Annotated in this window: 28 protein-coding genes; 17 read left to right on the top strand and 11 right to left on the bottom strand. The window is 68.0% G+C overall.

Annotation, left to right across the window (positions count from 1 at the left end):
* Positions 1-222 precede the first annotated feature (222 nt).
* The 5 genes from Q0P60_RS06540 (at position 223) to Q0P60_RS06560 (ending at position 3,836) form a co-directional block, all read left to right on the top strand.
* The gene (locus Q0P60_RS06540) at positions 223-540 is read left to right on the top strand and encodes a hypothetical protein (RefSeq protein ID WP_294989968.1); all 318 of its coding nucleotides are present in this window, start codon (positions 223-225) and stop codon (positions 538-540) included.
* Positions 541-853: 313 nt separating this feature from the next.
* A complete protein-coding gene (locus tag Q0P60_RS06545) occupies positions 854-1,168 on the top strand; it encodes a hypothetical protein (RefSeq protein WP_294989971.1) in 315 nt (104 codons plus the stop codon).
* A 263-nt stretch (positions 1,169-1,431) separates the two neighbouring features.
* Positions 1,432-2,178 carry an N-acetylmuramoyl-L-alanine amidase gene (locus tag Q0P60_RS06550; RefSeq protein WP_294989974.1) on the top strand — a complete coding sequence of 249 codons (747 nt, stop codon included), beginning with the start codon at positions 1,432-1,434 and terminating at the stop codon, positions 2,176-2,178.
* Positions 2,179-2,245: 67 nt separating this feature from the next.
* A complete protein-coding gene (locus tag Q0P60_RS06555) occupies positions 2,246-3,412 on the top strand; it encodes an MltA domain-containing protein (protein WP_294989977.1) in 1,167 nt (388 codons plus the stop codon).
* Between the two features lie 109 nt (positions 3,413-3,521).
* Complete coding sequence (locus Q0P60_RS06560) at positions 3,522-3,836, top strand: hypothetical protein (RefSeq protein WP_294989980.1); 315 nt, start codon at positions 3,522-3,524, stop codon at positions 3,834-3,836.
* An 80-nt stretch (positions 3,837-3,916) separates the two neighbouring features.
* Here the strand turns inward: Q0P60_RS06560 and Q0P60_RS06565 are convergent, their stop codons facing one another.
* Together Q0P60_RS06565 and Q0P60_RS06570 are read right to left on the bottom strand one after the other, a co-directional pair.
* Positions 3,917-4,213 carry a HigA family addiction module antitoxin gene (locus Q0P60_RS06565; protein ID WP_294989983.1) on the bottom strand — a complete coding sequence of 99 codons (297 nt, stop codon included), beginning with the start codon at positions 4,211-4,213 and terminating at the stop codon, positions 3,917-3,919.
* 13 nt (positions 4,214-4,226) lie between these two features.
* Positions 4,227-4,508: a type II toxin-antitoxin system RelE/ParE family toxin gene (locus Q0P60_RS06570; RefSeq protein WP_294989986.1), complete on the bottom strand. Its 282-nt coding sequence runs from the start codon at positions 4,506-4,508 to the stop codon at positions 4,227-4,229.
* Between the two features lie 139 nt (positions 4,509-4,647).
* Between Q0P60_RS06570 and Q0P60_RS06575 the strand changes: the two genes are divergently transcribed.
* From Q0P60_RS06575 to Q0P60_RS06590, 4 genes are all read left to right on the top strand, one after another.
* Positions 4,648-5,709: an ATP-binding protein gene (locus Q0P60_RS06575; protein ID WP_294989989.1), complete on the top strand. Its 1,062-nt coding sequence runs from the start codon at positions 4,648-4,650 to the stop codon at positions 5,707-5,709.
* Positions 5,702-7,150, top strand: coding sequence for a nitrogen regulation protein NR(I) (gene ntrC, locus Q0P60_RS06580; RefSeq protein ID WP_294989992.1), 1,449 nt, complete (start codon positions 5,702-5,704; stop codon positions 7,148-7,150). Before Q0P60_RS06575 ends, ntrC begins: the two co-directional genes overlap by 8 nt.
* 93 nt (positions 7,151-7,243) lie before the next feature.
* On the top strand, positions 7,244-7,813 hold the full coding sequence (locus tag Q0P60_RS06585; protein ID WP_294989995.1) for a superoxide dismutase family protein: 570 nt from the start codon (positions 7,244-7,246) through the stop codon (positions 7,811-7,813).
* A gap of 32 nt (positions 7,814-7,845) precedes the next feature.
* Entirely contained in the window at positions 7,846-8,472 is a 627-nt protein-coding gene (locus tag Q0P60_RS06590; protein ID WP_294989998.1) for a superoxide dismutase family protein, read from the top strand.
* Between the two features lie 122 nt (positions 8,473-8,594).
* On the opposite strand, the gene Q0P60_RS06595 is transcribed toward Q0P60_RS06590, so the two are convergent.
* Positions 8,595-9,482 (bottom strand): hypothetical protein, encoded by an 888-nt coding sequence (locus tag Q0P60_RS06595; RefSeq protein ID WP_294990001.1) that lies wholly within the window; start codon positions 9,480-9,482, stop codon positions 8,595-8,597.
* 93 nt (positions 9,483-9,575) lie between these two features.
* On the opposite strand from Q0P60_RS06595, the gene Q0P60_RS06600 reads away from it, so the two are divergent.
* A complete protein-coding gene (locus tag Q0P60_RS06600) occupies positions 9,576-10,871 on the top strand; it encodes an acetyl-CoA C-acetyltransferase (protein ID WP_294990004.1) in 1,296 nt (431 codons plus the stop codon).
* Between the two features lie 142 nt (positions 10,872-11,013).
* On the opposite strand, the gene Q0P60_RS06605 is transcribed toward Q0P60_RS06600, so the two are convergent.
* The 3 genes from Q0P60_RS06605 to Q0P60_RS06615 all read right to left on the bottom strand — a co-directional run bounded on the left by Q0P60_RS06605 (position 11,014) and on the right by Q0P60_RS06615 (position 14,180).
* Positions 11,014-12,282 (bottom strand): heme biosynthesis HemY N-terminal domain-containing protein, encoded by a 1,269-nt coding sequence (locus tag Q0P60_RS06605; RefSeq protein WP_294990007.1) that lies wholly within the window; start codon positions 12,280-12,282, stop codon positions 11,014-11,016.
* A gap of 6 nt (positions 12,283-12,288) precedes the next feature.
* Positions 12,289-13,266: a uroporphyrinogen-III C-methyltransferase gene (locus tag Q0P60_RS06610; RefSeq protein WP_294990010.1), complete on the bottom strand. Its 978-nt coding sequence runs from the start codon at positions 13,264-13,266 to the stop codon at positions 12,289-12,291.
* A gap of 104 nt (positions 13,267-13,370) precedes the next feature.
* Complete coding sequence (locus Q0P60_RS06615; protein ID WP_294990013.1) at positions 13,371-14,180, bottom strand: uroporphyrinogen-III synthase; 810 nt, start codon at positions 14,178-14,180, stop codon at positions 13,371-13,373.
* 35 nt (positions 14,181-14,215) lie between these two features.
* Between Q0P60_RS06615 and Q0P60_RS06620 the strand changes: the two genes are divergently transcribed.
* The 5 genes from Q0P60_RS06620 (at position 14,216) to Q0P60_RS06640 (ending at position 17,301) form a co-directional block, all read left to right on the top strand.
* On the top strand, positions 14,216-14,683 hold the full coding sequence (locus Q0P60_RS06620) for a YiiD C-terminal domain-containing protein (protein WP_294990016.1): 468 nt from the start codon (positions 14,216-14,218) through the stop codon (positions 14,681-14,683).
* Between the two features lie 32 nt (positions 14,684-14,715).
* Complete coding sequence (locus Q0P60_RS06625; protein ID WP_294990019.1) at positions 14,716-15,141, top strand: hypothetical protein; 426 nt, start codon at positions 14,716-14,718, stop codon at positions 15,139-15,141.
* Positions 15,142-15,198: 57 nt separating this feature from the next.
* Positions 15,199-15,636 carry a rhodanese-like domain-containing protein gene (locus Q0P60_RS06630; protein ID WP_004153552.1) on the top strand — a complete coding sequence of 146 codons (438 nt, stop codon included), beginning with the start codon at positions 15,199-15,201 and terminating at the stop codon, positions 15,634-15,636.
* Between the two features lie 100 nt (positions 15,637-15,736).
* Positions 15,737-16,255: a protein-export chaperone SecB gene (gene secB, locus Q0P60_RS06635; RefSeq protein ID WP_005407596.1), complete on the top strand. Its 519-nt coding sequence runs from the start codon at positions 15,737-15,739 to the stop codon at positions 16,253-16,255.
* 20 nt (positions 16,256-16,275) lie between these two features.
* Positions 16,276-17,301: an NAD(P)H-dependent glycerol-3-phosphate dehydrogenase gene (locus Q0P60_RS06640; RefSeq protein ID WP_087921132.1), complete on the top strand. Its 1,026-nt coding sequence runs from the start codon at positions 16,276-16,278 to the stop codon at positions 17,299-17,301.
* Between the two features lie 76 nt (positions 17,302-17,377).
* Here the strand turns inward: Q0P60_RS06640 and Q0P60_RS06645 are convergent, their stop codons facing one another.
* Positions 17,378-17,848 (bottom strand): nuclear transport factor 2 family protein, encoded by a 471-nt coding sequence (locus Q0P60_RS06645; protein ID WP_294990028.1) that lies wholly within the window; start codon positions 17,846-17,848, stop codon positions 17,378-17,380.
* A gap of 135 nt (positions 17,849-17,983) precedes the next feature.
* Between Q0P60_RS06645 and Q0P60_RS06650 the strand changes: the two genes are divergently transcribed.
* Entirely contained in the window at positions 17,984-18,277 is a 294-nt protein-coding gene (locus Q0P60_RS06650) for a hypothetical protein (protein WP_294990031.1), read from the top strand.
* Here the strand turns inward: Q0P60_RS06650 and Q0P60_RS06655 are convergent.
* The 4 genes from Q0P60_RS06655 to Q0P60_RS06670 are packed head-to-tail and all read right to left on the bottom strand — an operon-like array spanning position 18,270 to position 20,436.
* Complete coding sequence (locus Q0P60_RS06655) at positions 18,270-18,809, bottom strand: N-acetyltransferase (protein WP_294990033.1); 540 nt, start codon at positions 18,807-18,809, stop codon at positions 18,270-18,272. The two genes, Q0P60_RS06650 and Q0P60_RS06655, sit on opposite strands and share 8 nt — an antisense overlap.
* A 14-nt stretch (positions 18,810-18,823) precedes the next feature.
* On the bottom strand, positions 18,824-19,357 hold the full coding sequence (locus Q0P60_RS06660) for a tail fiber protein (RefSeq protein ID WP_294990036.1): 534 nt from the start codon (positions 19,355-19,357) through the stop codon (positions 18,824-18,826).
* A gap of 30 nt (positions 19,358-19,387) precedes the next feature.
* Entirely contained in the window at positions 19,388-19,918 is a 531-nt protein-coding gene (locus Q0P60_RS06665) for a tail fiber protein (protein WP_294990039.1), read from the bottom strand.
* Between the two features lie 14 nt (positions 19,919-19,932).
* Positions 19,933-20,436, bottom strand: a complete 504-nt coding sequence (locus Q0P60_RS06670; protein ID WP_294990042.1) for a tail fiber protein — start codon at positions 20,434-20,436, stop codon at positions 19,933-19,935.
* A gap of 286 nt (positions 20,437-20,722) precedes the next feature.
* Here Q0P60_RS06670 and Q0P60_RS06675 point away from each other — a divergent pair, with 286 nt between their 5' ends.
* Positions 20,723-26,308, top strand: coding sequence for a putative Ig domain-containing protein (locus Q0P60_RS06675; RefSeq protein WP_294990045.1), 5,586 nt, complete (start codon positions 20,723-20,725; stop codon positions 26,306-26,308).
* Positions 26,309-26,313: the final 5 nt, after the last annotated feature.

The raw sequence follows: 26,313 nt of genomic DNA on the forward strand, positions 1-26,313 counted from the left end.
GCCGATGGCCATGCCAGAGCGGGCATGGCTAACGGCGGTTGTTGGGGAGGCAGTAGAGCGGATGGCCCGCAGGCGAGGGCGGTTACCATTTTGATGCCGCTCACGCGAATCCGGTGGCGCGCGCGATTGTCAGCATGAATGCAGGCAACAGCGAAGTCGTCGTTGATTCGCTAGTGTTCACTGGTCTGCAGAACCACAAGGACCAGACGCTAGATGAGGAACATGAGCAGCACACCTAGGTTGATGAAGGGGTGGATCAAGCTTATGTCGAGCCTCAGTGCACTGGCCTGGCTCTTCCTGCTCGTCTCATGGGGGGCGGTCGCCTTCAATCGGAACACTGACAATTCCCTCGGAATCTACGAGCTGTCTATGCCGGGTGTGGAAGCGCTCTTCTGGGTCTGCTTCTTCGGGCAGCCCCTGTTGACCGTGGTGATGTTCATCCGGATGGCGTTGCGGCACCGCTCCGCGTTTTTCGAGCTCCCGCTCGCGATCGTGGTCTGGGCCCTGTTCCTGTACAACCTGTCGTTCTTCCGGGGGTGAGGCGCACGCTGGCTGGCCGAGCGCTGGCCTGATCCGTCCCCGCTGTTCCCATGCGGACAGCGGGGCCACCGGCGGTGTCGTTCGGCTCGGCGAGTCGAACGGTGGCCGCGGTCCCTGCTTACAGGCTGTCCATGATCAGCCCCCGCCTTCTGGTGTCCGCACTGCTGGCGCTGGTCCTTATGCTGGCATGATCGACTCCGCTTCCTTCTGAAGGCACAAGCACTGGGCCCTGCTGGGATCGTTCAAGGCTGAATTTCCCCGGTGGCTGGAGGTGAGTTCGGATGCCGGCCCAAGTGCGTTTCGAGGTGTTCACATGTTGAAGAACATGTATCTATCGCTATGGTCGATATGCCTGATCGCGTGGACGGTCATACTTCTGAATTTCACATTCAGTATCACCTTCACCGGCTGCGGGCGGATGCAGGGTGTGGCGCTCCTTTCATGTGATCTGCTGGACAGCTCGATGAACTACATCCTCCTGTTTGGACTGGCCAGCCTGCCTGTCCTGACTCTCGTGGCGATTCTGCGTTTCCTGCTGTACCGCGTTTGCGGACGTCTTGAACTCTGTTTGATGGTGTCTTCATTGATTCTCTTTGGCCTTTCGGCGAGGCACTTCACTTCTTACTGACCATGCGTTTCCCAGGAAGCGGTCACCCTCGGCCGGCGCGAGCCATTCGCCCTGCCGACGGTGGGCGTACTGCCGCTCGCGATCGTGGGCTGGGGCCTGGTGCTGTACACCCTGTCGCTCTTCCGAGGTTGAGCGGCACGTCGGCTGGCCGGGCGCTGGCCTGACCCGTCCCCGTTGTTCCCATGCGGACAGCGGGGCCACCGGCGGTGTCGTTCGGCGCGTGGAGGCGAACGGCGGCCGCGGTCCGTGGTTACAATCTGCCCATGATCAGCCCCCGCCTTCTGGTTTCCGCACTGCTGGCGCTGGCCCTTTCGGCCTGCACGGCCACCGCGCCCGTGCAGCACAACCCGCTCGCCACCTGGGTGCCGTCACCCAACCAGAACGCGCGCACCCCGGTCATCATCGTGCTGCACCATACCGAGCAGAAGTCGGTGCAGCAGAGCCTGCATACGCTGCGCACCGCCAACAGCGGTGGACCGGTCAGCGCGCACTACCTGATCGGCGCCGATGGCCATCGCTACCAGCTGGTGGCCGATGAGCGCCGTGCCTGGCATGCCGGAGCCGGACGCTGGGGCACCATCACCGATCTCAACTCGGCCTCGATCGGCATCGAGCTCGACAACGATGGCCGCAGCCCCTTCAGCCCGGCGCAGATCGAATCGCTGATCGTGCTGCTGCGCGATCTCAGCCGCCGCCTCAACATCCCGCCGCGGCAGGTGATCGGCCATGCTGACCTGGCGCCGACGCGCAAGCAGGACCCCAGCCGCTTCTTCCCCTGGCAGCAGCTGGCCGAGGCCGGGTTCGGCGTGTGGCCGCGCGCCGCTGATGGAGCCGCGCCGGAGGGCTTCGATGGCTGGGCGGCGCTGGCCCGCTTCGGTTATCCGCTGGACAACCGTGAAGCCACTGTCGCTGCATTCCACCGCCGCTTCCGCGGCCGCGACGACCTGCCGAAGACGCTGGATGCCGAAGATGCCCGCATCCTGCACTCGCTGCTGCTGCAGACGCCGTAACCCCGCGCATGAATGCTTGAACCGGGGACGGGTTGCCGCTCGGCGGCTGGCCCTCCACCATGGTGGCATGATCGACTCCGTCTCCCTCCGCAAGCACAAGCACTGGGCCCTGCTGGCCGCCGCGGTACTCGCCGGCTGCGCCACCACCGCTCCCCGCACCGGCTCCGAAGCACCGCCGCCGGTCGTGCCGCCTGCCACCACCTATGCCAAGGCCGGCTGGAGCGCATTGCCGCCGGTTTCCGACAGCGACCTGCAGGCCGGCTTCGTTGCCTGGCGCAGCAGCTGCACCCGCTTGAAGAACGATGCGGTCTGGGCCCGGCCCTGCGCTACCGCAGCCGCGATTCCAGACAAGGACCCGGCGGCGATCCGCCAGTTCCTGCAGCGCGACCTGGATGTCTACGCGCTGCGCGCCGGTGGCCACCAGGCCGATGGACTGATCACCGGCTACTACGAGCCGATCTATGCCGGCAGCCTGACCCGCACCGACAAGGCGACGGTGCCGGTGTACGGCACCCCGGATGACCTGATCGTGGTGCAGCTGGACAGCGTCTACCCGGAACTGAAGGGCAAGCGCCTGCGTGGCCGCCTCGACGGCAAGGTGCTCAAGCCCTACGACGACGCTGGCAGCATCGCGGCCAAGGGGGTCAAGGCACCGGTGCTGGCCTGGCTGACCGACCCGATGGACCTGCAGCTGCTGCAGATCCAGGGGTCCGGCCGGGTGCGCCTGGCCGATGGCACGCAGGTCCGCCTGGCCTATGCCGAGCAGAACGGCCACCCCTACCGCGCGATCGGGCGCTGGCTGGTCGACCAGGGCCAGCTGAAGAAGGAAGACGTCACCATGGACGTGATCCGCGCATGGGCCCGGGCCAACCCTGCGCGCGTGCCGGAACTGCTGCGCAGCAACCCGAGTTACGTGTTCTTCGTGCGGAACCCGGACAGCCCGGAAGGCCCGCGCGGTTCGCTGAACGTACCGCTCACCGCCGGCTACAGCGTGGCGGTGGACCGTACCGTGGTGCCGCTGGGCAGCCTGCTGTGGCTGTCGACCACGCGCCCCGATGGCACGCCAGTGGTGCGCCCGGTGGCCGCGCAGGACACCGGCGGTGCCATCGCCGGTGAAGTGCGCGCGGACCTGTACTGGGGCAGCGGCGATGCCGCCGGCAAGCTGGCCGGCGACATGAAGCAGAAGGGCAATATCTGGATGCTGTGGCCGAAGGGCGTGGCGCTGCCACGGTAGGTCGGCAGCGGGCAGATCCCTTTCCGCAGGGACGGGATCTGAGCCCCGGATGCCTGATAATGGCGCCATTCCGAACTTTCCGGCCGCGCTTGCGGCCAGGATCCACGCAATGACCTACGCAAAGCACAACGCAAAATCCGGCGCGAAATCCGCCGCAAAGAAGTACTACAAGCACTGGGCCGAATCGGGCCTGGGCAAGGGCAACGTGCTGATGGAAGCGCGTGGCGACAAGATCGTGCGCCAGGTGGAGGTCTACGGCACGGCCGCGGTCTGGGCCGACGAGCACGGCCACAGCGATGACCGCTTCCCGCTGGCCGACCAGCCGGTGTCGTTCCTTGATTTCGACGAGGACGACGAGATCACCGCGCGTGAATTCGAAGCCGCCTGGAAGAAGGCCCGGCTGGCCACCGGCTATCCGGTGTAACCGCGGCAGCGCCCGGGGCTACGTCCCCGGGTCAGATCCCTTTCCGCATGCAAAGGGATCTGACCCCGGCCCTGGTGGGTTCATGCGGCCGCGTTGTACGGTTCGATCCGGGCCAGCACCTCGGCCAGTTTGTCCTTGGTCATCGCGGCATCGAAGTCGGCCTGCAGGCCGATCCAGAACGTGTCCGATACCCCGAAATAGCGCGACAGGCGCAGCCCCGTATCCGCCGTGACCGCGCGCTGCCCGGATACGATCTCGCCGATACGGCGTTGCGGGACGCCGATCGCCTTCGCCAGCCGGTACTGGGTGATGCCCAACGGCTGCAGGAACTCGTGCAGCAGGATTTCGCCGGGGAAGGGGTAGGGGACAGTGCGCATGGGCGCGGCTCCTTCAGTGGTAATCGACAATTTCGACCCGGGAGGGGCCCTGTGCACTCCATACAAAGCACACGCGGAACTGGTCGTTGATGCGGATGCTGTACTGGCCACGCCGGTTTCCGCGCAACACCTCCAGCCTGTTGGCCGGGGGAACACGCAGATCCTCCAGGGCGGCGGCCACGTTGATCATGGCCAGCTTGCGGAGCGCTACCGCTTCAATGTGACGCCATCTTGGTACCCGCTCGCCTTCGAACAATGCCCGTGTGCGCTTGCAGGCAAATGACTGGATCGACATGATAGTAACGCAGCTCGTTAGTATCGTATGTCGTCAGTATCGAGGAAGCAAGCACGCGGGGGAATTCCCGGCGACGACAGTCCGCGACGGATCCGACGCAATGTGATGTCCTGCCCTGGTTTTGCACTACATTGGTGCAATGTCCGACCCCGCACCCCCGCCGTCTCTCGATGCCCTGGGCACGCCGCTGGCCTGGGCCGGGGCCGATGGCCGCATCATCGGCTGCAATCCGGCGTTTGGCCGCTGGCTGGGCGTCAGTGGCCGCCGCCTGCTTGGCCAGCCGCTGGCCGCGCTGGAAGTGCAGGGCGAGGCGCTGGCCCATTTCCTTGCCCGTGACGAGCGCGACAGCCTGCGCCTGAACCGGCTGGCGCTGGCGGTGCCCGGCGAGGCGCCGCGTTTCGCCGAGGGCTGGATGAGCCGCCGCGACGACGGCGGCTGGTTGCTGGAGGCGCATCCGGTCGACGAATTCCCCGGGCTGGACCCGACCCAGGCCCTGCCCAGTGCGCTCAGCGCGGCGTTGAAGGGGTTGGCCCACGAGCTGCGTAATCCCCTGGCCGGGCTGAAGGGGGCGGCCCAGCTGCTGGCCCGCCGTGCGGCCCAGCGTGATGCCAGCGAGCGTGAACTGATCGAGCTGATCGGCTCGGAGATCGAACGCCTCAACGGCCTGCTCGACCAGCTGCTGTCGCCGGCTCCGGCGGCACCGCACGCCGAACTGAACATCCATGCCGCGCTGGAGCGGGTGCTGCGCCTGGCCGAGAGCGAGGCCGGCTGGGCGGTGCGCCTGCAGCGCGACTACGACCCCAGCATTCCCGAGTTCCGCGGTGATGCCGACCGCCTCACCCAGGCCGTGTGGAACCTGGTGCGCAACGCGATCCAGGCCGGCGCCGGCAGCATCACCCTGCGCACCCGGGTCGAGCACGGCGTGCGCATTGCCGAGCAGCTGCACACGCTTGCGCTGCGCCTGGAGATCGCCGACGACGGTCGTGGCGTGCCCGAGGAACTGGCCGAGCACCTGTTCCTGCCGCTGGTCAGTGGCCGTGCCGAAGGCACCGGCCTGGGCCTGGCACTGGCGCAGCAGGTCGCGCGTGAGCACCGTGGCACGCTGACCTACCGCTCGCGTCCGGGCCATACCGTGTTCACCCTGCTGCTGCCGATCGGCAACGGCGCCGCCCCGGCCGAGGAGGCCCCGCGCGATGTCTGACGTTTCCCCTCCCGTGCAGCGTATCTGGGTGGTCGACGACGACCGCGCCGTGCGCTTCGTGCTGTGCACCGCATTGCGCGAGGCGGGCTACCAGGTCGTCGATTTCGACAGTGCCGCCCCAGCCCTGCAGGCACTGGGCGAAGGCCCGCCGCCGGCGTTGCTGTTCACCGACGTGCGCATGCCCGGCGATGACGGCCTGGTGCTGCTGGACAAGCTCAAGGCCGCACTGCCGCAGCTGCCGGTGGTGGTGATGTCGGCCTACACCGATGTGGCCAGCACCGCCGGTGCATTCCGCGGCGGTGCGCATGAATTCCTGTCCAAGCCGTTCGACCTGGATGACGCGGTGGCGCTGGCCCAGCGCGTACTGCCGGCCGTGGCGCCGGCATTGGCCGCAGCCACACCCGCGGCCGATACCGCCAGCGACCAGTCGCCGCAACTGGTGGGCGATACCCCGCCGATGCGCGCGCTGTTCCGTGCCATCGGCCGCCTGGCGCAGGCGCCGCTGGCAGTGCTGATCACCGGCGAGACCGGCACCGGCAAGGAGCTGGTGGCCAACGCCCTGCATCGTGAATCGCCGCGCGCGCACGGGCCGTTCGTCGCGCTCAATACCGCCGCGATTCCGGCCGAGCTGCTGGAAAGCGAGTTGTTCGGTCATGAGGCCGGCGCCTTCACCGGCGCGCAGCGCCGCCATATCGGCCGCTTCGAGCAGGCCGACGGTGGCACGCTGTTCCTGGATGAGATCGGTGACATGCCGTTGCCGCTGCAGACCCGCCTGTTGCGCGTGCTGGCACAGGGCGAGTTCTTCCGCGTCGGCGGCCGTGAACTGATCCGCGTCGATGTCCGCGTGGTGGCTGCCACCCACCAGGACCTGGAAGGGCTGGTCGCGCAGGGGAAGTTCCGTGCCGATCTGCTGCATCGCCTGGACGTGGTGCGGCTGCAGCTGCCGCCGCTGCGCGAGCGCCGCGAAGACATCGCGCAGCTGGCCAGTACCTTCCTGGCCGCGGCCGCGCGCAAGCTGGATACCGCGCCGAAGCGACTCACCGCCGCTGCCCTGCAGGCGCTGCGCGAGCACGACTGGCCGGGCAACGTGCGCGAACTGGAGAACGTGTGCTGGCGGATGGCCGCGCTGGCCGCCGCCGACACCATCGGCGTGGCCGATGTCGATACCGCGCTCAATCGTGCGCGCGGCCGTCGCAGCAGCACCAGCGGTGCCGATCCGGGGCAGTGGGAAACGTTGCTGGCCGAATGGGCACGCCGTCAGCTGTCCGAAGGCGTGGAAGGGCTGCATGCGCAGGTGCGCGAGCGGGTCGACCATGCCCTGCTGGAGGCGGCGCTGCAGATCACCCACGGCCGTCGTGCCGAAGCCGCCGCGCGGCTCGGCCTGGGCCGCAATACCCTCACCCGCAAGCTGGGCGCCGGGCGCCGCCGCGGGGGCCATTGAACGGCCCCTGCACGCGATCCTCGCGCCCGCTTGCCGAACTGTTGATCGTGCATGGACGATGCCATGCTTAGTGTTACCCGCAAGGAGTCTTCGATGCGCCTGTCCTTTGCCATCCTGCCGTTGTCCGCCGCCGCGCTGCTGTCTGCCTGTGGCAGCGCACCGAAGAAGGCCGAACCCACCCCGCCGCCGCCGACCGTGGTCAGTGCCGCCAGGCAGGCCGAGGCGAACCTGTCGCCGGCTTCGGCCAGCATCGTCAGCGGCCGCCTGGCGCTGATGGTGGAACCGGGCGGCATCCACCTCACCGGCCTGGTCGGCGGCCTGCAGCCTATGCAGCAGGCCGGCTTCCACATCCACGAGCGCGGCGACTGCAGTGCGGTGGACGCCAGCAGTGCCGGCAATCACTTCAACCCCGGTGGCGCTGCGCATGGCCGCGCCGGCACCGGCAAGCACCACCTGGGCGACATGGACAACCTGCGTGCCGACGCCCAGGGCCGCGCCAACGTCGATATCCACCTCAAGGGCGTTACCCTTGGCGGAGGCGCCGCCACCGATATTGCCGGACGTGCACTGGTCGTGCATGCCAACGCCGACGACTATCGCAGCCAGCCCGCCGGCAATGCCGGCGTCCGCATCGCCTGTGGCGTGATCCGGGTTGTCCGCTGATCACTGCAGGCATCATCTACGGAGAGATTCCAATGCGTCTGATCCACACTTCGCTGTTCGCAGCCATTGCCGCACTGGGCCTGGCGGCCTGCAACCAGCAGCCTGCCGCGCCGCAGGCGGAAACCCCGCCGGCGGCCCCGGCCGACGGCGCCACCCCGGCACCGGCGGCGACCCCCGCTCCGGCTGCGGCCGCGGCCGCCGATGCCTCGGCCAGCGCCGAGCTGGCACCGACCCAGGGCAACCAGGCCAAGGGCAGCGTCACCTTCAAGGTGGTTGACGGCAAGGTCCACGTGACCGGGCAGATCAGTGGCCTGAAGCCGGGCAGCGAGCATGGCTTCCACATCCACGAGAAGGGTGACTGCAGCGCGCCGGACGGCATGAGTGCCGGTGGCCACTTCAACCCGGGCCACCAGGATCATGGCAATGTCGCCACCGATCCGCACCACGGCGGCGACATGCCCAACATCAAGGCCGACGACAAGGGCGTGGCCACCATCGATGGCCCGGTGTCGAGCAACGTCAACATCGGCAAGGGCGATGATTTCGACATCATCGGCCGCGGCCTGATCGTCCACGCCGATGCGGACGACTACAAGACCCAGCCGACCGGCAACGCAGGCGCGCGCCTGGCCTGCGCGGTGATCAAGAAGGCCCCGTAACAGCGGTCCTGCTGGAAATGGAAAACGCCGGCGCAAGCCGGCGTTTTTCTTGATCGGTAGTGCCGGCCGCTGGCCGGCAATCGAAGATCCGGAGGGTGCCGGCCAGCGGCCGGCACTGCCTCTCAGCGTGCCAGCAGTTCGCGCGCGTCCTGCCCGGCCTCGCAGTGCACGAACAGCACCGGCACGCCGTGCGCTTCCAGCACGGCGGCCATCTGCCGCTGGCGCATCAGGAACTGCTCGTAGATGCCCTTGAGGCGGTCGCAGTCGTTCTTGCCGTGGTTGTAGTGCGCGCACCAGCCCGCCGGGTCGAACAGCGCCATGCGCGCCTCGCCGTGGGTGTAGCGCAGCAGCGGCTCGGGCGCGGCGTTGAGCCACTCGTCGTCGCCCGGGGCCATGATCGCGGTTTCGATCAGCGGCCACAGCGCGGCCAGGCCCTGGTTGTCGTACTGCATCGACATCATCGCGGCCAGGTCGTTCACGGTGAAATAGCGCGCGTGCTCGATGCGGGCACCGAAGGTGTTCTGCGCCATCAGTGCGGTGTCGGCATGCGCCATACCGTTGGCCAGCAGGGTTTCTTCCAGTGCATGGGCGACTGCATGGGTGGTGGCCACGTCGCTGCCGGTCAGCAGGAACGGCACCACGCGCAGGCCACCGCCGACCAGGCTGGCATCGGCCTGGAACGGCAGCGGCACGTCACCGTCGGCATCGGTGCCGAAGGCCAGCATGCGCGGCCCCTGGTTGCGGCCCGGTGCGCGCATCTGCAGTTCTTCCAGGCGGCGGTGGATCGGCCAGCCCGGGCGCAGCACTTCGGCCGGGTCGAAATGGGCGGCGGCGAACACCAGGTCCAGCTCGGCCACCTGCGGCACCAGCTTGGCCAGGTCACGGCCGACGCGTTCGGCCAGTTCACCGGCCTGATCGGCGCTGAGCACCGCCTGGCGGGGGATTTCGCCGCCGGCCAGTTCCAGGGCCAGCACGCCAAGGGCATTCATCGCGGGGTCGGGTTTGCTCATGATTCCACGGTTGGCCCATCACAGGGCGGCAGCTACACTTGGCCCCATTATGCCTGCTCCGTAGTGCAGGCCATGTTGCAGACACCCTCATCCATGCCAGGTATCTCCATGCCCAACGCTCGTCCCGTCGCCATCCTCGGTGGCGTCCGCATTCCGTTCTGCCGCCAGAACACCGCGTATTCGGATGTCGGCAACCTCGGCATGTCGGTCCGTACGCTGGGCGCGCTGGTCGAACGTTTCGGCCTGCACGGCCAGCAGCTGGGTGAAGTGGCAATGGGTGCGGTGATCAAGCACTCCAGCGACTGGAACCTGGGTCGCGAGGCCACGCTGTCCTCCGGCCTGTCGCCGCTGACCCCGGGCATCACCCTGCAGCGCGCCTGTGGGACCTCGCTGGACAGCATCATCACCGTCGCCAACAAGATCGCGCTGGGCCAGATCGAATCGGGCATCGGTGGCGGCTCGGACACCACCTCCGACGTGCCGATCGTCTACGGCAAGAAGCTGCGCGCGCGTCTGTTGGCCGCCAACCGCGCCAAGAGCACCGGCGACAAGATCCGTGCGCTGACCTCGGGCTTCAAGTTCTCCGAGCTCAAGCCCGAGTTCCCGGGCGTGGCCGAGCCGCGCACCGGCAAGAGCATGGGCGACCACTGCGAGGACATGGCCAAGGAGTGGAACATCTCGCGCGATTCGCAGGATGCGTGGGCGGTGTCGTCGCACAAGAAGCTGGCCGCCGCCTACGAGCGCGGTTTCTTCAACGACCTGATCGCCCCGTTCCGTGGCGTCGAGCGTGACAACATCCTGCGCCCGGATACCTCGCTGGAGAAGCTGGCGACGTTGAAGCCGGCCTTCGACAAGGTGTCTGGCCGCGGCACGCTGACCGCCGCCAACTCCACCCCGCTGACCGACGGCGCCGCGGCGGTGTTGCTGGCCAGTGAAGAGTGGGCGCGCGCGCATGGCCACGAACCGCAGGCCTACCTGCGCGACGCGCATGTCTCCGCGGTGGACTTCGTGCATGGCGAAGGCCTGCTGATGGCGCCGACCGTGGCCGTGCCGGAGATGCTCAAGCGCAACGGACTGACCCTGCAGGACTTCGACATCTACGAGATCCATGAAGCCTTCGCCGCGCAGGTGCTGTGCACGCTGCGCGCCTGGGAGAGCGAGGACTACTGCCGCAACCGGCTGGGCCTGGATGCACCGCTGGGCCGCATCGACCCTGACAAGATCAACCTGCTGGGCTCGTCGCTGGCCACCGGCCACCCGTTCGCCGCCACCGGCGCACGCGTGATCGCCACCGCGGCCAAGCAGCTGGCCGAACGTGGCGGTGGCCGCGCGCTGGTGTCGATCTGCACCGCCGGCGGCATGGGCGTGGTGGCCATCGTCGAGCGCTGATTGCGGCGGCGCGTCTCCAGATGAGAACGCCGCCCATCGGGCGGCGTTTTTTCCTGCTTCGCTGGGGGGGGTGTGGACCACATCCACGCGTGGCGTGGATCTACCTTTCCCCAGGTGGGTGCCGACCGTGGGTCGGCACACATCAGCGCTCTTTGTTGGCGTCATACACCGGTGGCTGCAGCGCGATCGGCTGCTCCTCCAGCGTGGTACGCAGCGCTGCCTCGCTGCTGCGCACCAGCTCCACGCTGTCTTCGCCACGCTGCAGGCGCAGTGCATTGGCCAGGCACTGCGCGGCCAGCGCGTGCTCGCCACGCTGCGCGAACAGTTCGCCCAGTGCTTCCCAGGCCGGTGCACCGGCACCGGCGGCAATGGCCTCGTGCAGGAAGCCATCGGCGGCCTCCCACTGCTGCTGTGCCAGGGCGACGCGGCCCTGCGCCAGGCGCAGCGCGGCCGAGCCGTCATGCACGTTGCGCCAGCGCTGCAGGTTGGCCTGGCGGGTGGCCAGGCGTTCGGCCGGCAGGCGGCCATACAGCGCCACCAGTTCGTCGTCCCAGCGCTGGTCCAGCGCCTGTTCCAGTGCCAGCAGCGCCGGCTCATCCCAGTTCAACGCCACCGCCCGGCTGGCATAGGCCGCGACCACGTCCGGCGTCGGCCGCAGTGCCTTCGGGGTGGCCTCCCATTGCGCGGCCAGCGCATTGACGTCGGCCGCTTCCAGCAGGGCCTGCGCGGCCAGGCGTGCTTCCAGTTCGCTGTTCGATTCGGCCGGCAGCACCTTGGTCTGGCGCAGTGCACCCAGCTGGCCATAGGCCTCGTGGGCGCGCCCGGCGCGGGCCAGCGCTTCGGTGCGCAGCCACAGGCCGCGTGGCGGCAGCGGCTGGATGGTGGCCACGTCCAGTGTGTTGATCGCGTCCACCGGCAGGTCGCGCGCCAGCAGCTGTTCGGCGCGCAGCAGCGCGTGCAGGGTGGCATCGCTCTCGCCCAGGCGCTGCAGCAGTGCTTCGCCAGCGGCGCTGTCGGCACGGGCCTGCGCGCTGCGCACGGCGTTGGCCAGCGCCACCGCGCTCACTTCCGGGTCCTTGGCGGCGCCGTCCAGCAGCTTCTCCGCGCGCTGCCACTGGCCGTGCTCATACGCCTGCAGGCCATCGATCAGGCGCACCCGGCCCTGCTTGCGGCGGTAGCGGCCCCAGGCGCGGAACGGTGCGGCGATCAGGCTCCACAGCAGCCACAGCACCAGCACCGCGATCACCGTCAGCAGCGCCACCTTGGGCAGATTGCTGTGGTAGTCGTAGCCACCGTAGCGCAGGGTCACTTCGCCGAAACGGTTGAGGTCATCGGCGCCGAGCCATTGCGCGGCGACCACGCCGATGGCCACGGCCAGCAACAGCACGACCAGGGATTGCAGGGGTTTCATGCGGGGTTACCTCCGGTCGGTCTGGGTGCGCAGTTGCTGCAGGGTGCTGCCAAGAACGCTGTTGCTGGCCTGCAGCGGAAGTTCGCGCAAGGCCTTCAGTTCAACACGTTGCGCGCGCAGGGCCGGTGAATCCGGCCAGCGCCGCTGCGCCCAGTGTTCCACGCGCTCCAGCGCGGTATCACGGCTGCTGCGGTCACCGCGCTCGATCGCCGCGCGCGCCAGGGTCAGCTCCAGCTGCAGCGCATCGTCGGCATTGCGCCGTTCGGCAGCGGTCAGCGGGCCGTTCTGGCGGCTCGGGGTGATGTCCACGAACGGTGCCAGGGTGGCTTGCCACCACGGTTTGGCGGAGGTGGTGGCGGTGCTGCCGGCAACCTGCGAGGGCAGGCCCTGCAATGCCTTGGCCAGCGCATCCAGGCGCTGCAGCGACTGCACGCGCGGGCCGGCGCCGAGTGCATCCAGCGCATCGCGTTCCTGCACCAGCGCCTGGCGCAGGTTCAGGCCGTCGCTGTCGGGCAGATCGGCCAGCGCGGTGGCGGCCTGGGCGTACAGGCGGCGCGCGCCTTCCACGTCGTCGGCGTAATTGAGTCGTTGCGCGGCCTGGGTCAGCAGCAGTTCGGCCTCGTCGCGCTGCACGGCCTGGCGGCCCTGGTTGGCGCTGTCGGCCAGCTTGGCCAGGTTCTCTTCCAGCAACGCACTGCGCTGGGAAAGGCCCAGCATCTCGTCGCGCAGCACGCGGTTGGTGGTGGCCGCATCCTGCAGGCGCTGGCTGGTGGCGCGCTGGTCACGACGCAGCGCATCCAGCGTGGCTTCCAGGCCCTGCAGCTGCACGGCGGTGGTCTGTGCCTGTGCTTCCTGCTCGTTCTGTTGCTGCTGCCAGACATGCCAGCCGGCATAGCCCCCCGCGCCAAGCACGACCACCCCGGCCAGCGGCAGCAGCCAGCGCACGGGACGACGGGGCGGGGAAACAGGCGGAGTGTCGTTCATCGGGCTTCCTTGTCGGCAACGTCGCCGGTCGGGGGCCGGCAGGCCGCGTTGTGCACAGCATCACTGTTGCCGACGACAGCGGCAAGCGTGATCCACGTCCCTGTTCAGGTCGCTGCCGGGGCGGTGAGCGTGGCGTGTGCAGCGGCCACCAGCTGCGCGCCGGTGGGGCCGGCCGCGCGCACGATGCGCTGCAGGCCGAGGGCGCGCGCCTGTTCGCCGAGCCGATCACTGGCCACCACGGCGATCGCGTGTTCCTGCATGCGCTGCTGCAAGGCGGGCGACAGCTGCTGCCAGACATGCTGCAGCGCTTCGCTACTGCTGATCGCCAGCAGCCACGGATAGGCTGAATGCGCCAAGCGCGCACGCGCACGCGGCGGCAGTCGCAGCAGGCGACGCTGATAGACATCGGCGCGCTCGATGGTGGCGCCGGCGGCCTGCAGCTGCGCGGCAATCAGGCCGCGGCCCCCGGGCGCGGTCACCAGCCCGATGCGCAGGCCCTGTACGCCGGCCAGCACCGGTAACGCCAGCAAGCCTTCGCTGTCCATCCGCTGCGGCGCGTGGACCTCGCCGATGCCCTGCGCCTGCAGTGCACGCGCGGTGCCTTCGCCCACGGTCAGCCAGGGGCTGCGTTGCGCCTCGGCCAGGGGCAGCAGCGCCGCCGCCGCGGTCACCGCGGCCGGACTGGTGAACACCACCCGATCGCAGTTCAGCGCGCGTTGCAGCTGGCGCACCACGGGCGTGCCGTGCAGGCGCTGCAGGCGCCAGGGTGACAGCGCCAGCACATGCCCGCCCAGCCCAGCAACGGCGCGGCGTAGCGCCGAATGCTGGCCCTGCGGGCGCAGTGAAAGCAGGGTCCAGCCCGCTTCGGAAGCGGCGGCGCCAGTGGGTATCGTATGGTCGGCCATTGCCTGCATTATGCGGGCCCTTCGTTGTCGTGGTCGCTGCTCCGATGTCCGTTGATGCTCTGACTTCCTCGTTGGCCGCCCTGCAGGACGTGCTGGACTGCATGCCGGCGGTCCGCGCCATGCAGATCCAGCTCGACGGCTATGCCGATGGCGTGCTGCGCATCACCGCGCCGCTGGCCGCCAACGTCAATGACAAGGGCAACGCCTTCGGCGGCAGCCTGGCCTCGGTGCTGACCCTGTCCGGCTGGGCACTGGTCAGCCTGCGCCTGCGCCTGGCCGGCCACGATGCCGAGGTCTACGTGGCCGACAGCAACCTGCGCTACCTGGCGCCGGTCTATGAAGACCTGCATGCGCATGCCCAGGCGGCCGAAGCCAGCGGCTGGGACGCCTTCCTGAACACCTTCCGCCAGCGCCGCAAGGCGCGCATCAGCATCATCGCCACCCAGCCGGGTGCCGACGGCCGCCCGGCGGCCGAATTCAGCGGTCGCTTCGTTGCCTTCGCCAAAGGGTAGGATGGCAGGCTGACGTTCTGGGGAACCCACCAATGCGCCGCCTCATCCAGTTCCTGATCTGTTCCCTGCTGCTGGCCAGCGCCGTGGCCTCGGCCGACGAGCTGAGCCGCAAGCAGCGCAAGCTGCTGGAAGAGACCCAGGTCGCCTACGGGGCGACCATCCGCTGGGGCAGCATGGACGATGCCATCGGCTATCTCGACCCCAAGCTGCGCAAGGAAAAGCCGCCGACCGAGTTCGAGCTCAACCGCTACGCGCAGCTGCGGGTGTCGTCCTACCGCGAGCGCAGCAGCGCCTCGCTGGACGGTGGCGAGGTCGAGCGCCGGGTCGAAATCGGGGTGATCAACCAGAACACCCAGGCCGAGCGCACCGTGGTCGTGGTCGAGCGCTGGCGCTGGGACGCGGAGGCCAAGCGCTGGTGGCAGACCGCCGGCCTGCCGGACCTGTGGAAGGGGCAGTGACGGGCCGCGTCCGGCTTGTGCGACAATCGGCGCCCGCTTAATCGACCCGTGACCTGAGTGAATTACGAAGAGTTGCTGGCCTTTGCAGGCCGAAACCCGATGCTGTCCGCGGCCCTGGTCGGCCTGACCGTGGCCATCATCGTCACCGAAATCCGCCGCTTGTTCCGGGGCTTCAAGGGCATCAAGCCCGCCGAACTGACCCAGCTGATGAACGCGGGCGGCACGGTGGTGGTCGACCTGTCGGCCAGCGGTGACTTCGAGAAGGGCCACATCGCCGGCAGCCGCAACGCCCAGGCCAGTGCCTTCGGCCCGGACAACAAGCTGGTGGCCAATGCCAAGCAGTCGCCGGTGGTGCTGGTGTGCCGCAGCGGCAACGCTTCGGAAACCGCCGCCAAGGCGCTGAAGAAGGCCGGCTTCGAGAAGGTTTACGTGCTCGACGGCGGCATTCCCGCCTGGCAGCAGGCCGAGCTGCCGCTGGTCAAGGGCCGCAACTGATTGCCGCAGGTGGCGGGTCCGGCCTTGTATGGGCCTGATCCCGCCCCCATCGCAGTAATTCGACCATCGTTTTCATTGCATTCACCTGGAGTTACTGGAAATGTCCGAAGAGATCACCAACGGCGCCGCCGCGCCGGTCGATGCCGCCACCGGCCCTGCTTTCACCGTCGAGAAGATCTACGTCAAGGACGTCTCCTTCGAGTCGCCGAATGCTCCGACCATCTTCAACGACCAGGTGCAGCCGGAGCTGCAGCTGAACCTGAACCAGCAGGTGCAGCGCCTGGGCGAGAATGCCTTCGAAGTCGTGCTGGCGGTGACCCTGACCTGCCAGGCCGGTGAGCGCACCGCCTACGTGGCCGAAGTGAAGCAGGCCGGCGTGTTCGGCCTGGTCGGCCTGGACCCGCAGTCGATCGACGTGCTGCTCGGCACCCAGTGCCCGAACATCCTGTTCCCGTACGTGCGCCAGCTGATCAGCGACCTGATCCAGGCCGGCGGCTTCCCGCCGTTCTTCCTGCAGCCGATCAACTTCGAAGGCCTGTACGCAGAAACCCTGCGCCAGCGCCAGGAGCAGGGCGACGCACCGTCGCTGGCTGACTCCGAGCCGGCGGGCAACGCCTGATTCCTGCTGCGACGTCACGGATGAGCACTACCGCTGACAAGATCGCCGTGCTGGGCGCCGGTTCCTGGGGAACCGCGCTGGCCAGCCTGCTCGCACGGCACGGTCACCCGACCGTGCTGTGGGGGCGCGACGCTGCCGTGGTCGAAGCCATCGACCAGCGCCACGAGAACCCGCGCTACCTGCCGGGCATCCCGCTGCCGGACAGCCTGCGTGCCACCACCGACCTCGCGTTGGCGGTGGAGGGCGCGGCCTGGATCCTGGTGGTGACGCCGTCGCACGCGTTCGGTGAAACCGTGCGCGCGCTGGCGCCGCTGCGCCCGGCCGGTGCCGGCGTGGCCTGGGCCACCAAGGGTTTCGAGCCGGGTTCGGGCCGCTTCCTGCATGAAGTGGCACGCGAAGTGCTGGGCGAGGACGTACCGCTGGCCGTGGTCACCGGGCCGTCGTTCGCCAAGGAAGTGACCCAGGGCCTGCCGACCGCGATCACCGTGCATGGCGACGTGCCCGAGTTCGCACAGACGGTGGCCGAGGCGATGCACGGCCCGGCGTTCCGTGCCTATACCGGCGACGACATGGTCGGTGCCGAGCTGGGCGGTGCGATGAAGAACGTGCTGGCAGTGGCGACCGGTGTGGCCGATGGCATGCAGCTGGGCCTCAACGCTCGTGCCGGCCTGATTACCCGTGGCCTCAACGAGATGCTGCGCCTGGCTGCGGCGATCGGTGCCAAGCCGGAAACGCTGATGGGCCTGGCTGGCCTTGGCGACCTGGTGCTGACCTGCACCGGCGACCTGTCGCGCAACCGCCGCCTGGGCCTGGCCCTGGGCCGCGGCCAGACGCTGCAGGATGCCGTGCGCGAGATCGGCCAGGTGGTCGAGTCGGTGCAGACCGCCGACGAAGTGATGCGACAGGCACGCCGGCATGGCATCGACCTGCCGATCTCCGACCGCGTGCGTGCCGTGCTGCACGGCGAGCAGACGCCGGAAGAAGGCCTGCGCGCGTTGCTGGCGCGCGAACAGAAACCGGAATATCCGGACACGCTGTTCAAGTGAATCGAAAAACCCCGGCCACGCGCCGGGGTTTTTTCTGCAGCGTTGGCAGGTGCCGAGCGTGCTGGGCAGGCCCGTCTCATCGCACCCGTGGCGGCGCGTTGCTGTTGTCCATGTCAGAGAAGATCAGCCACGGCCCATCACCGCTGCGCTTCAGCGTCAGCGTGAATTTCCCGGCGTCGCCGACGGCGCTGCCGTAGCGGTAGGCACCAATGATGTAGCCGCTGTTGCCATCCACCGAGTACGCCAGTGCACGCAGCCGCAGCAGGCTGCCGCCCTGGCCGGCGTAAGCGGACCTGATCGCATCGCGCCCGCGCACCGGCGGCTGGCTGCTCTGCAGGACCAGGCCGTCCTCGGCGAACAGCGCGGCCAGCGCCTGGGCATCACCCCTGCGCCACGCCTGCTCGTAGTCGCGCAGCACGCGGTCCAGCGCAGCGGGCAAGGGGGCATCCGGCAGCGTGCCGGCTGCGCTGGCAGGGCCTTCGGCGGCCTGCAGCGGGCCGGGTGGCAGCAGGCCGCACAGGGCCAGGAGCAGCAGGCAGCTACGCATCGGATCAGCCCTTGGGCACGCCAGCGGAGAGGTCGACAGTATCACCCGACCGCGCCCGCCAGGCCGCCGCCGCAGGCCCCATTGAAAGCCGATGGCCGCTTCGGCATGCTCGATGGCAACCGCGGGAGGCGATGCATGCACTTTTTCCAGCTTGACCAGTTCGCAGCTCATCTCAACGAAACCTTCAACGCCGAGATCGAAGACAGCGGCGTGCCGTTCGTGCTGGTGGAAGCCGCGCCGATGCCCGACCATCCGGTTGCAGGACAGATGCGTGCACCGTTCTCATTGCTGTTCCGCAATGAATCGGCGGTCCTGTTCCCGCAGCGGATCTACACCATGCGCCACCACGGCCTGGGTGAGTTCGGCATCTTCCTGGTGCCGATCGCGCGCGATCGCACCGGCTTCATCTACCAGGCGCTGTTCAACTGAGCGCGGCTGCCGCCCAGCGCATCCGCAGGTGGCTGCCGATATCTTCTTCAACACGGAACTGCAGGCGTTGATAGAGACGCTGCGCCGCTGGATTGCGTTTTTCAACATGCAGCTCGATGCCGGCCAGGCCATCGCGCAGGCTGGTGGCCTGGAGCACGCGCAACAGGCTTGAACCGATTCCCAGGCCGCGTACTGCACCGGCCAGCACGATATCGATGATCGTCATCTGGTGCCCGTCGTCGTGCAGGTACAGGCGACCGACGGGCAGGCCGGCCTGTTCGATCAGCAGGAAGTACGCGGGCGTGTAGTGCGTGGTGTAGTGCAGGTGCTGCAGCGCAAACTGGCTGTCCAGGAACGCCTGGCATTGCGCATCCGGCCACGGCAGTGCGGCCAGGTCTGCCGCACGCGTTTCGGCAAAGAGCTGGCGGAAGAACGGCAGGTCATCCCGCCGCGCTTCGCGCCAGCGCACGCCTGCCGGCAGCAGCTGTTCCGCCGCCGGCTGCCACGTTGCCTGCGCAGGCGGAAAATCCAATCCCGCAAGCACGCCTAGGGCCGCGACGGGAAAATGCCGTACAGGCAGATGCAGAAGTTCAGCGTGAGGTAGGGCTGCCGGTTCTCATGCGCGTCTCCATTGCCGGTGAAGCCGACGGTGGTCGCCGGATAGGCGCTGTTGGCCGAGGCGTTCACGGCCAGGATGGTCGCCGACTCGGGGGTGATCAGGGCATCACCCTGGGCGGGGATGCCGGTGCGCAGCGCGGTGGTCGGCTGGTTGTAGATGCGGGCGGCATGGCTGTGGGCAGGAATCTGGTTGGGCAGCAGCGTGACGCTTGGGCTTCCGTAGGTTTCACCCATCACGCGCGGTGACAGGCCCGGTCCGGTGCCCTGGCCGCCGGGCGCGTTGCCGGTGAAGTTGGGCAGCTGGAAGTTGGACACACCGTTTCCACCGAAGGTGGTGCCGAGCAGCGAGAACAGCGCAGTGTTCTGTTGAACCGGAATGTACTGTCCCTGGCACATGGCCCAGTTCGCAGGTGCGAAGTTGAAGCCGAAGATCTGGATCTCGCCGGTAAAGGAGTCGCTCATGATGGGTTCCTTGTGGACGATCGGTGATCGTCAGCCCTGCGTGGGATAGATGCCGAAGCAGGCGATGCAGTAGCGCACGGTCAGGGTCGGCATCGTGTTGTCATGCGGCTGGGTGCCACCGGCGGATCCCACCGATGCGGGGGCCAGGGTGCCGCTTACGATGCCGCTGGTGCTGCTGGTGTAGAGCGTGTCACCACTGACCGAACCCAGCTGCAGGGTGTTGGCGGGCGCGGTGGCGCTGGCGGCCGAGTCCACGGCATTGAATGCGTGGCTGTGCGCCGGCATCTGTCCCGGCGCCACGGTGACCTCCTCGGTGCCGGCAACCTGCCCAAGCACGTAAGTGCCCAGGCCGGAACCGGTGCCCTGCTGAACGGGGATGCGGCTGCTCATGTTGGGCAGCGCGAAGGTGGTGAGGCCGTCACCGCCGTAGGTCGTGCCGATCAGGTTGTACAACAGGTCGTACTCGGCGATGGACTGCAGGCTGCCATCGCAGTCCAGCCAGCCCAGCGGAGCGAAGTTGTAGGGAAACATGCGGACTTCGCCAACATAGGGTTGCGACATGGCAGGAGCTCCGGTCAGTTGCGCGAAGGGAAGATGCCGTTGAGCGCGATGCAGAAGTTCAGCACCAGATAGGGCTGCATGTTCGCGTGCGCCTGTGATTGCCCCGCGTTGTCCAGCACATTGAGGGCGACCTGCTTGCCTCCCGCAGCGCCATAGATCTTCTGCGTGCTGGTTGCGCCGAGCAGCACGTTGCCATTGGGAATGCGTGAGGTTGCGTTGGCGGTCGTGCCAGTGAAGGAATGCGTATGCGGAGGAATCTGGTTGACCTGCAGGGTCACCGTTTCCGCTCCTCCCTTCTGGCCCATGTCGGTGCCGTTGTTGGAACCGATCGGTGTCCGGCTGCGCAGGTCAGGCAACTGGAACGTGGTCGAGCCGTTACCGCCGTAGATGGTATTGAGCAGCGAGAAAAGCGCCTGGTTCTGTGCAATCGGCATTGTCTGCCCATTGCACAGGGCGAAGTTCCTGGGCGCAAAATTGAATGCCACGGGCATTATCTGCCCGAGAAAGGCCTGCGACATATGGATCCCCCTGGGTTTTTGGCGCCGGCTCCCAGCCCCTGGCCGGCGGGTTAACTCTGGCGCATTAACTGGCGCCTTGACAAGGGGCGCTGCATTTGTTTCAGAATATGCCGCTTGCCGCCCGCAAGGGGCTGAAGGATTCAGGGTGGCAGGACCGCCAGGCATGGGCAGGCAATTGCCGGTGGGGAAAGTCCGGTACCGCGGCTGCTGGTTTACGGGCCACGGCGGCTATCACCGTCGTATTGCATATTGCCTGGCCTGACGCCGGGCAAGCAGGGGGCACAACATGGTGTACGCAGAGTCGATGCATCGCGGCGCGATGCGCCATGGGCTCGGCCACAGCATTTCCACGCAACTGGGAATGCTGTTGCTATGGCTGGTCATGCTGGCATTGCCTGGCTTTGCCAGCGCAGCGTGTACACCGTTCATTCCGCCCAACGCAAGCTCTGCCTCGCCGATGGCGGCAGGAACCTCGATCATCATCGATGTCTCCTCCTGCCAGGCGGGCTTCGGCATCGGTGACGTGACCACGCCGGCCAGCAACGGCACCGCGACCGTCACCAACCACGCCGGCTCGAAAATCAGCTACACCCACAGCGGCAACGGCAGCCTGACCGACAGCTTCGCGTTCGATGATGGCTCCGGCAGCAACAACATCACCGTGAGCCTGTTCATCCAGGCTGCCACCTCGCCGATCTCGATTTCACCGGCCACCGTTCCCGGCGGAACGGTCGGTGTGGCGTATCCCAGCACCCCCTTCAGCGCCACTGGAGGTACAGCGCCCTATACCTTCGCGGTCACTGCCGGCAGCCTGCCCAACGGCGTGGCGCTGACCGCCGGCGTGCTGTCGGGTACGCCGACCACGCAGGGCACCTTCTCGTTCTCGATCACCGCCTCCGACAGTGCCGGCATACCGCTCACCGGCATCGCCAGCTATTCGGTGACCGTCGCGGCACCGACCATCAGCCTGACCAATGCTCCGCCGAACGCGGTCATCAATACCCCGTACTCCTTCAGCCTCGCGGCCAGCGGCGGCACCGGTCCGTATACCTACACGATGAACGGCGGCACCACGCTGCCGACCGGCCTGACCCTGGCCAGCAACGGCACGATCAGTGGTACGCCCACCGTGCTGGGCAACAAGACCTTCGACATCCGCGTCACCGACAGCAGCACGCCCACGCCGTTCTTCTCGGCGACCAGCCTGTCGATCAACGTCCAGAACGTGGTGCCGCCGGTTGCCAATCCGGTCAGCATGATGGTTGCCCATGGCAGTACCAGCAATCCGGTCCCGCTGAACATCACCGGTGGCGCGCCCACCTCGGTAGCGGTCAGCGGGCCGGCCACCCATGGCACCGCGACCGCATCGGGAACCTCGATCACCTACACGCCCACGCCGGGCTATGCGGGACCGGACAGCTTCACCTACACCGCGACCAATGCCGGGGGTACATCGGTACCGGCGACCGTGACCCTCACGGTCTCGCCGCCAACGGTCAGCTACAGCCCCGGCAGCCCGCCTGCAGGCGCCGTCGGCGCGGCCTACAGCCAGTCGCTGGGCGGCGCCAGCGGTGGCGCCGCTCCCTACAGCTACGTCCTTGTGTCGGGCAGCCTGCCGGCCGGCCTCAGCCTGGCCAGCAACGGCAGCCTGACAGGGACGCCGACGGCCAATGGCAGTTTCAATTTCAGCGTTCGCGCCACCGACAGCAGCACCGGCATCGGACCGTTCAGCGCCACCAGCGGCACGCTGACACTGAACATCGCCGCCCCGGCCCTCACCTATGCGCCGGCCAATCCGACCGCCGCAACGGTCGGTACGGCGTACAGCGCCTCGCTTGCCAGCGCAGGGGGGGGCACCGCGCCCTATACCTATGCGATCGCCTCGGGCAGCCTGCCGGCCGGCGTCACCCTGGCCAGCAACGGCAGCCTGGCCGGTACGCCTACCGCAGGCGGCACCTTCAACTTCACGGTTGCCGCGACCGACAGCAGCGGTGGCTCCGGTCCCTTCAGTACCACCAGCACTCCGTTGACGCTGACCGTGAACCCGCCGACGATCTCGATCGCGCCGAACACGCTGGCCAACGCGACGGTGGGCGTGGCCTATTCGCGGACGGTAACCGCTTCCGATGGCACCGCCGGCTACAGCTACGCAGTGACCGCCGGTGCGCTGCCGCCGGGCCTCAGCCTGTCGAGCGCGGGTGCGATCACCGGCACGCCCACCAGTGCTGGCAATTTCAACGTCACCGTGACTGCCACCGACAGCAGTACCGGCACCGGTCCGTACACCGGCAGCCATTCCTATCTGCTCATCGTGAATGCGCCAACGCTGGTGCTGTCACCGGCCTCCGGTGCCACCTTCAATGCAACGGCCGGCATCGCGCTGGGCAGCATCGGCTTTACCGCCACCAACGGCACGCCCCCCTACAGCTACTCGATCAGCTCGGGAACATTGCCGCCCGGCGTCAGCCTGGCGCCGAGCGGCGGTCTGTCGGGCACGCCCACTGCGGCCGGCAGCTTCAGCTTCAGCGTGACTGCCACCGATGTGTCCAGCGGTACCGGTGCTCCGTTCTCCGTCACCGGCGGCTACACCATGGTGGTGGTTGCCCCGATCATCACCCTGACACCCGCAACCCTGCCGGCCATGTCCGTGGGCACGGCCTTCAACCAGACCGTGGTTGCCAGCGGAGGCCAGCCGGCCTTCAGCTACGCCATCGTCGCAGGTGCGTTGCCCGCAGGCCTGTTGTTGAACACGACCAGCGGGGTGATCAGTGGTACGCCCACCCAGGCGGGCGCCTACAACTTCACCGTCGGGGCGACCGACAACGGCGGGTTCAGCGGCAACCAGCCTTACTCGGGTACCGTCGGTGGCGCGGTGGTGGTATTGCCGGCGGCGAGCCTGAGCAATGCCAGCGCCGGCACCGCCTACAGCCACAGCTTCTCCGCCAGTGGCGGTACACCCGGCTACACCTACGTGCTGCAGAGCGGCCCACTGCCAGCAGGCATGGCGCTGTCCAGCGCCGGCGTGCTGTCCGGCACGCCGACCCAGGCCGGCAGCTTCACCTTCACGGTGCGGGCGACCGACAGCAGCACCGGTACCGGTGCACCGTTCAGCGCACTCCAGTCCTATACGCTGACCGTCGCCGCGCCGACGATCTCGCTGACGCCGCCGACGCTACCGGCCGCGACCGGTGGTGGGGCCTACCTGCAGTCGGTCAGTGCCAGTGGCGGTGTCGGCAGCTATACCTTCAGCGTGTCCTCGGGCCCGCTGCCACTGGGGATCAGCCTGAGCAGTGCTGGCGTCCTGTCGGGCACACCGACCAGCGCAGGCAGCTACGCCTTTACCATCACCGCCACCGACAGTCTCGGCTTCACCGGCAGCCAGGCCTACAGTTTCACCGTCAACGCGCCTGCGATCACCCTCACGCCTGCCACCCTGCCCGCCGCAACCGGCAGCATCGCCTACCAGCAGACGCTGACTGCCAGCGGCGGCAATGGCAGCTATACCTTCAGCCTGAGCGCGGGTGCGCTGCCGCCGGGCATCGCGCTGAGCAGCAGCGGCGTGCTCAGTGGCACGCCGACCAACGTCGGCAGCCATGGTTTCACGGTGACGGCGACCGATGGCTTCGGCTTCAGCGGCAGCCAGGTCTACACGCTGTCCGTGAGCGCACCGGTGATCGTCTTCGTCCAGACCACCCTGCCAGGCGGCCAGGTGGCGACCGCGTACAGCCAGGCCCTGAGTGCGGGCGGTGGCAGCGGCAGCTTCACCTACAGCCTGACCGCGGGTGCGCTGCCACCGGGCATCGCGTTGAGCAGTGCCGGTGCACTCAGTGGCACGCCCACGACAGCAGGCAACTACGGTTTCACCGTCACCGCGACCGATACCTTCGGGTTCACCGGCAGCCAGGTGTTCACGGTGGGCATCAACCAGCCGGTTCCGGTCGTGGTCAACGATGCGGCCAGCACACCGGCCAATGCCGCAGTGAGCATCAATGTCACCGCCAACGATACCGGGCCGATCACCAGCATCGCGCTGGCCCAACCGCCCGCGCACGGCACGGCGGTGGTCGCCGGGTTGGACGTGGTCTACACCCCGTCCACCAGCTTCTTCGGCAGCGACAGCTTCACCTACACCGCCACCGGTCCCGGCGGCACCTCCACGGCGGCGACAGTGAGCATCACGGTTACTCCGCTGGCAGTGCCGGTGGCCGCCGCGCACAGCGCAACGGTGCTGGCCGGGCAGTCGGTCACCGTACAGGCCGAAGCCGGCGCGCTCAATGGTCCGTTCACTGCGGTCAGCATCACCCGCGCGCCGTCTTCGGGTACGGCCGTGGTGCAGGGCGCCAGCATCGTCTACAGCGCCGACGCCGATGCTTCCGGCGTGGTTGATTTCGATTACACGCTCAGCAACCCGTTCGGTGCGTCGGCACCGGCGCGGATCAGCGTGAACGTCAATCCGCGCCCGGTGGCACCCGCGCTGACCGCTTCGGCGATTGCCGGCACCGCGGTCAACGTGGACCTGACCACGACGGCACGCGGCGGACCGTTCACCGCCGCCAACCTGGTCTCGGTCTCGCCGGCCGAAGCGGGTACCGCCAGCATCTCGGCCAGCGGCACCGGCTACACCCTGGCCTTCACTTCGGCGGCGACGTTCGGCGGCGCGGTGCGCATCACCTACACGCTGAGCAATGCCTTCGCCACCTCGGCACCGGGTACGGTGGATGTGATGGTCAAGCCGCGCAGTGATCCATCACGCGATGCGGAAGTGCTGGGCGTGCTCGATGCGCAGGTGGAAGGCGCGCGGCGCATGGCGATCGGCCAGATCGGCAACTTCCAGCGGCGCCTGGAAAGCCTGCGTGCCGGAGGCAGCCGCAGCGGCTTCAGCAACGGCATCACCTTCAGTTCGGCCAGCAGCCAGCGCCGTACACAGCAACCGGAGCTGCTGCAGAAGGGTATCGGCGCCACCGGCGAAGCGCTGCCGATGGCCGGCGAACCGGCGCTGCAGGCCGACAGCGCGCCTGCGGCCGCCCCGGCCGATGGCTTCGCGTTCTGGACCGGCGGCGCGGTGAACTTCGGTACCTTGAAGTCCGGTGCTGGCAGCAACGGCATCGACTTCACCACCTCCGGCGTCAGCCTGGGTGCCGACCGCCAGCTCGGTCCGTCGCTGAGCCTGGGTGCAGGTATCGGCTATGGCCACGATGCGTCGGATATCGGTCGCAATGGCAGCCGCAGCACGGTGGATGGTTACAGCATCGCCGGCTATGCCAGCTTCCATCCGGAAGGTGGCTTCTACGTGGATGGCCTGCTTGGCTACCAGTGGCTGAGTTTCGAGGCGCGCCGCTTCATCACCGACAACGGCACTACCGCCTACGGCAGCCGCGATGGCACGCAGTGGTTCGCCTCGTTCTCCACCGGCTTCCAGCATCGCCTGGACAGTCTGCTGCTGACCCCTTACGGCCGCCTGGACCTGGCCCGCGCCACCCTGGATGGATATCGCGAACACGGCGATGCGGTGTATGCACTGGACTACCAGCGACAGACGGTGAACACCAGCACCGCCACCGCGGGCGTGCTGGCGCAATGGCTGGTGAAGCGCGACTACGGCATGTGGACGCCGCAGCTGCGTGCCGAGTTCGGCCATGACATGCAGGGCTCCAGCGAGGCCTTCATGCGCTATGCCGACCTGATGTCCGGCCCGGTGTACCGGGCCACCCTGGGCCGGCAGTCGCGCAACCACACGCTGCTGGGCGCAGGTATCGGCCTGCAGACGCTGAAGGGCTGGACGCTGCGTGCCGAGTACCAGAACCAGCTCGACAGCAGCAGCCGCGACAACCAGGGCATCCAGATCAGCGTGCAGAAGACGCTGCCGCCGTGACCGCA

This window comes from uncultured Stenotrophomonas sp. (genome assembly GCF_945952405.1).
Classification (GTDB): Bacteria; Pseudomonadota; Gammaproteobacteria; order Xanthomonadales; family Xanthomonadaceae; genus Stenotrophomonas.